3 protein-coding genes are annotated in these 6,626 nt (G+C 35.1%); 2 read left to right on the top strand and 1 reads right to left on the bottom strand.

The genetic code is table 11. The features are described 5' to 3' along the window. Positions 1-51: 51 nt before the first annotated feature. Positions 52-4,176 carry a LamG-like jellyroll fold domain-containing protein gene (locus tag FJR05_RS05155; RefSeq protein ID WP_168643127.1) on the bottom strand — a complete coding sequence of 1,375 codons (4,125 nt, stop codon included), beginning with the start codon at positions 4,174-4,176 and terminating at the stop codon, positions 52-54. Between the two features lie 946 nt (positions 4,177-5,122). On the opposite strand from FJR05_RS05155, the gene FJR05_RS05150 reads away from it, so the two are divergent. Then, complete coding sequence (locus FJR05_RS05150) at positions 5,123-5,422, top strand: helix-turn-helix transcriptional regulator (protein WP_168643125.1); 300 nt, start codon at positions 5,123-5,125, stop codon at positions 5,420-5,422. Then, positions 5,379-6,383 (top strand): NB-ARC domain-containing protein, encoded by a 1,005-nt coding sequence (locus FJR05_RS05145; RefSeq protein ID WP_371416804.1) that lies wholly within the window; start codon positions 5,379-5,381, stop codon positions 6,381-6,383. The genes FJR05_RS05150 and FJR05_RS05145 overlap by 44 nt, the downstream gene beginning before the upstream one ends. Positions 6,384-6,626 lie beyond the last annotated feature (243 nt).

Genomic DNA, 6,626 nt, shown 5'->3' with positions numbered 1-6,626 from the left:
CTCCTATCCCTGTTACTTCCTAATTCCTTTTTAGTGGGGGAGTGTGAACAGTTACGATGAAAGGATTGGAGAAATATTTACCTTACCTGCATTTATATCTGCCTGGGTGATAGGAATTTCTTTAACCAGGATTCCATCCTCATCAAACAATTGTAGAATATCACCACTTCGGGGATAGGGTTCAGAAGTTACCAGGGAGTCAAAATTTCCTGTATAGGTGTACTCAGAAGGACTCCAAGAAACGCCATTGTTCAAAGTACCATTATTTTCATTGGCTGTGTTATCTAATAATACTGTTCCCTGTCCTTCATCAGCTTTGTAGTAGCTAACTAAACCAATTTCATCGCCTTCTAGTTGAAGATTGATGTTATTCCCTATTTCTTCAGCACTACGAATTGTATTCCAAACGCGAACTTCTTTAATTAAACCAGTATAGGTTTGATTGGCTTGAAAACCACCACCTACGGAATCTTGTTCTTGTCCTAAGACAAGACTACCCCCGCTTTTGATTTGATATCCTTTCTTAAGAGTACCGGAGAAAACTTGTTCACCATCACGATAAAGTAATACTTGACCATCGCTGCTTCTCCAAGTTACTGTCCAATGATGCCAAGCTTCATCTGCGATGGTAATGCCTGTATCAATTCTTTGACCACCAATATCAAATCGAATTTTACCGTCAGTATTTTCAAATAGGAGTAACTCGTTATCTTCACCCGTTACCGCATAGGAAAATAAAGGTGCGAGTCTGCCTTGTATTTGTGTTCTCTTAAACCAACCTTCTAATGTGATTTCTGTTGTAGGAAAGTTGTTGAATTTTGGTATTTCTACATAATCATTAATACCACCACCAAAACTTAATGACAATTCAGAAACAACAGCATCGGAGAGTTGAATCCTTGCTTTTTCATCATCAATAATATTTAGAGTAGCTGATGTTTGCTCCAATCCTGACGTTAATGTTATGGTAACTTGTTCATTACCTTCAAGAATATCATCATTAATGGAATAGATAGGGAGAACTGCGCTGGTTTCTCCAGGAGCGATGTTAATGGCATTTATAGAATTGTAATCTGTTCCTGCTTCTGCACTTCCTGTTAATTGATACTCAACACTCAACCCAGCAGCCGGAGCCGGCGCACTTAAATTAATAATAAATCTCCCTGGTTGTATATCACCTTCATTAACATCATTTAATTTACTGATAGTTGCTACTGGGGTTACAGGTATAGCCTCTTCTGCACTTCCTTCTGTAATTCTCACTTTGTCAGATGGAGTATTAGTGAAGGGGAAAGTTACACCAGTGGTGAGATAGTTCGGATCATTAACATTAACAGTAATATCGTTAGTAACATTAGTTCCAGTAACACCACTTAAAGTAACAGATTTAGCAGTATCCCACTCGCTGGATTGTATTGTTACAGATGTGGTGTCTAATGTTCCTAAACCGGATGAGAGATTGAGAGTTACTTCACTGGGAGGTTGACTGGTTAATTTGACTTGGAATGTAACATTACCGTCTTTATCAACTATTAATTTATTACTATCTGAAATTCTTTGACCATATTCATCAAGAAGGATAAGTCCTTTTTGATATGCCTGGTTATCTTTGATGGTGATAGTCGCTGTACTATTAGTACCTACTTTATAGTTATAGCCAATGGCATCACGTTCAGTTTGAGAAAGAGAACCATCGTTATTGGTTGGGAAATTAAGATTATTCTCAAAGCTGGGTGCATATTCTTCCTGGCTAATTTCATACTTTCCATCTTTGTTGGCATCAAAAATATCAAAATTAGTCTCACGCAACGTGATGGTTATATTTTCATCGCCTTCTACTATCGCATCATTTAAAGCACTAACATAAATTCGGGCTGAGGTTTCCCCTTTAGGAATAATAATACCATTTCTTTCTGTATTAATATCGGTAGAAACTCTACGAGTCCGTGAGGTAAAGTAATCTGTATTTTGCTCTACATCACTATCAGAAGTAATATCATATTCTACCCATAATCCTTGTGGACCTTCAAAGGGCTTATCTAAATTAACTTCCACATAGCCAATTTGAGGGGCAGGATTATTAATAAATTGGTCAGTAACAGCAGTTTCAGTACCATGATTAGCATTAGCAGTTTTGTCATGAAAATCCTTTTCAAATTGCCAGTAACCAATTAATCCCTCTTCACTGCCTTTGAGGGAATTTAACATATAACTTTGAATTTCTGTCTGAGTGCGTGCCACATCCCAAAGCCGAACTTCATCAATAGCACCGACAAAGTTATCACTATCAGCAACTTTACCAATGGTAAATTGTTGAGTCCCAGAAATATTTGTGCTTGTGAAAGTTGTGTCTTTATAAAGTTCTACACCATTGACATAAAGTTTATATTCTTGACCATCAAAGGTAGTTGCTACATGATTCCAAGTATTAGGATTAAGAGCATTATCTACAGAAAATGTATTATTATCAATACCTACTTTGATTGTGGTTTGATTTTCAATCCAAATACTAGGATAGTTTTCATAGCCTAAAATCCCATGTTGATTATCGTCAGTTAAATTGGCAAAAATCCAAGCTTCTTGGGTAAATTGACCCGTTTTTTTCAGGTCTAGGCTATCATTACTGGGAATTGTAACAGAATTACTACTGTTGAGGTTTAATGCTGCTCCTAAACCTTCAATAGTGCTACCAAAACCAAAGCCTTCAGTGGGGTTAACGACTTTCCCTAATGTGACTGTGGGTTCATTGTCAAATATGGTTACTGTTGCTGTTGCCTTAGTAGAATCAACTCCATAACCATCATTTAGGTTATTAGTTCCTTCAGCATCTAAATCTTTCTGATTATCCAGTAAGGTAATAGTTACAGTTTCATTTCCTTCCCAAACTTCATCATTTACCTGTTCTACAGTAATTTTTATCTGTTTGACACTTGTTGGTATATTGCTAATACTATAAACGCCATTAGTATTAATATCGCTAGGACTTGAAGTTACTTTAAAGCTATCAATTATTTTTCCTTCTAAGTCATAACCTTGATATATGAGTTTATAATCAGACCCTTTTTTGGTAGCTTTACCTTCACCCCATTTTGCAGTGCCTTCAACCTGAAAATAAAGGTTAAAGTTTTGAGGTGGAGTTTTATCTAAATTAATAATAAATTCGCCATTACCACCACCTTCAGTGAAGTTACTATTGTTTTCAATGCTGATTAGTGGTTCATTGTCGATGGTTAGTGTACGAGAATATTGATCAGGATTGTTGGTATCTAGCTTAACGTTGTAGGTTGCGGAGGAGGTTGTCGTGGAACTTTCTTTTAATTCAAAGGTGAAGGTTTGCTTAGGTTCATATATTTTATCATCTTCTCCATCTATTTTTGGCAGATTCAGAGTATTAGTTTCCTGATCTTTTTTAAGTCTAAATGTACGCTCGGTCGGTTGTATTCCTGTTGTTGAACCATCATTGGCACTAACATAGTAATTATACTTTATATCAATGTCTGGAATGTTAGCAGCAATACCGGAAAGGGGTATTGTGGCTTCATATTTAAACTTAATCTCAGCTCCATTTTCTTCGGAAACAGTAATTGAAGTGATATAAACCTTAACATTGATATTATTAGAAATAGCCTGCTCAATCTCAATTTCTTGATCATCCAAAGTCACAGTCACAGTATCATCCTCAGCCTGTAAAACCGCCAACTTTTCCTGACTTATATTTTTCCCTTGTAGCAACCGTGCAAAAATATCACCCTCATCCCCTGTTGCATCTGTTTTATTAATCCGTGCATCAATAAAATGTCCTGTTTCTTCCAACAACACAGCCACAACAGCATCGAGATTCTCAGCATTTTGGCTGATAAACTCAGCAGCTAAATAAATCTTACCTGTGGTGATAGAAAAAGCTCCATTTGCACTATTAATATCATTACTATTTACAACCTCAATAGTAGGAACAGCACTAAAATCATCTTCAGCAAAAGTATTAAATAATTGATTAGCAACTTCCTCATCAAAATCAGTACCAAAGGCAGTCTCTAACTTCTGGGTGTACCCTGCATCATCTCGGAATTGACTGAGATATTGAGATGTATTCTGTAACGCTTGATTGAGGATGCTATCTAAATTAGGAAAAAGGACTTGATATGAATTGTTTAGTAAAATATTGAAGTTATTCATGACAGACTCCTTAACTTAAAATTATAGTGTTCTGATTGATAAGCAAAGGCGGTTCTACCGCTCCCCTTGTGATTAAATATCCCTTTTATATGTCCCAAACCATTGATGTATATAGGTTTTATCTAAATTAATAGCGATAGCGAAGCGCTCCGTAGGAATCGCCTATTTCTGAGAACATTAAAACATAACATCCAATCACGGTCAGGGTTTTAGGGATATTTTACCAAATATATCATAAAGGGAGCGGTAGAGCCGCAAAAGCTAAACAAAATCTTTATTCTGGAAGCAGGGTTAATTCCTACTTATAGATTAGAGAGATTGCTTACGTGATTGTTTTAAACCGTACTAAGAAAAATTACTATTGCTGAATATCCTATCCCATTGCTAAGTGCGTTCTGTAGTGAGAAAAAGTGACTTAATAGTGACTTAATAGTGACTTTGATAAATAAGAGAAATAATTGATTAATCATACAAATTCCGTTTTATGGATGTAAAAACAAAAAAGATATCTCTTTAGATAGATAAAAAATAATTTTGAAGCGGTTATGTTATGTTTAATTTAAATTTTAGTATCCTTAGAAACAAATCTGGTTTGCGTGGAAATACGTCAAATAAGTAGGTAAGTAGGTGAACAAAATAAAAACGAGGGATATTGCGTTTTGTAAAATAGCTGAAACTCAATCAGAATCTCGCATTGGGACAACTTTATATATCGTTACATACCTTTAAATTTTTCTATTCACCTACTTAGGCTCAAATAGATTCAACTATAGGGCTACTATTTGATTTTTGTCCGTGCTGAAACCAAAAACCAAGTATGAATGTAGAGACGTTCCATGTAACTTTTCTACAAGAGTTAAAGAAAACGCATATTTAATTTCTGGAGATGTCTAATATTGACTGCAATAAACTTTCCATAAAATAACAAAATACCCAACAAGAATCAATGCCAAGGTCACTGAGAGTTCGTCATGACTGTATTGATAAAGTTAAGGTAGCAATTTTACAAAGTGGTTACCCCAACCAAAAAGCTTTGTCTCATGATACGGGATTGTCCTTAACTACAGTTAGCAAGTTCCTCACTGGTAAATCTGTTGATTATGCCAATTTTGAAGAGTTATGTCGTAAATTAAATTTGAATTGGCAAGAAATTACTACTACTGCTGTTGAAGTAATTTCTACACCCCCCAGAATAAATGTAAATACTCAAAAAAAAACAATTTATAGACTGGGGAACAGCAATTGATATTCCCTTATTTTATGGACGTAACCAAGAACTGACACAACTACAGTCATGGATTTTGGAAGATGGTTGTCGCTTGGTAGGATTATTCGGTATGGGTGGAGTTGGGAAAACCACATTAGCTACCCAAATAGCACAACAGATTCAGAATCAATTTGATTACGTTTTTTGGCGTTCATTGCCTACAGTTATATCCTTTGATGAGATGATGATTGATATGCTTGCTTTTATTTCCAATCATCAGGAAAGCAAACCCAAAATCAATCGAGTTATCCATTATTTGCGTACCTGTCGTTGTCTCATCATCTTGGATAACCTAGAAACAGTCTTGAAAACACTGGATATTCAATATAGTAATTTTATCAAAATAATTGCCGAAACAAATCATCAAAGTTGTCTAATTTTCACCAGTCGAATACAACCTGGTGAAATTACTGCAATGGAAAACTGGTCATCTTCAGTACGCTGTTTAAGATTACTTGGTTCGTCAGAAATAGCCTTTTCCTTATTGCAATCAAAACCATTGTTGGGGACAGAACCACAAAAATATGAATTATGCGATTTATATGCACATAATCCCTTGAAAATCAAAATCGTTGTTAATACTATAATTAATTTATTTAATAGTGATATTAAAAAATTCCTAGCAGAAAATACCCTATTAGTTAATAATCATATTAACATTTTACTAGAGCAGCAAGTAAATTGTCTTTCAGAATTAGAACAGCAAATTATGTATTATTTGGCAATTAACTCAGAACTAACAACAATAACGGATCTCAAAAATAGATTACCTGATATTTCTAGATGCCATTTTTGGCAAGCAATAGAAAACCTTGATTCACGTTCTTTGATTGAGCAAAAAGCAGGTGAATATACCTTACAACCTGTAGTTAGGGAGTATGTAAGGGAACAATTGAAGACAAAATATGGATGGAAACTAGATAAGAGAGATAATTCTTGATAAATCATTTATTCATACTAAATATGGTATGGGGAATGAACTTTTATAAGCTGATGAAAAACCTATAGGACTTATACATTTTAACGAAATGGTGGGGTTTGAAATTGCTTCCTTACGTCGCAATGACAGTATTTGTAGTAGGTTTTGCGTAAGTCTTGTCAATTATCCAGATGGACAATAAATAAATAGCCAATAGGTCAATGCCATCTTATCCAGGCTCTTGCGCCTCTTTTATGGAGAAAA

Source organism: Dolichospermum sp. UHCC 0259, from assembly GCF_009711935.1.
In the GTDB taxonomy this organism is placed as follows: domain Bacteria; phylum Cyanobacteriota; class Cyanobacteriia; order Cyanobacteriales; family Nostocaceae; genus Dolichospermum.
This window is presented reverse-complemented; position numbering and strand designations above follow the sequence as displayed.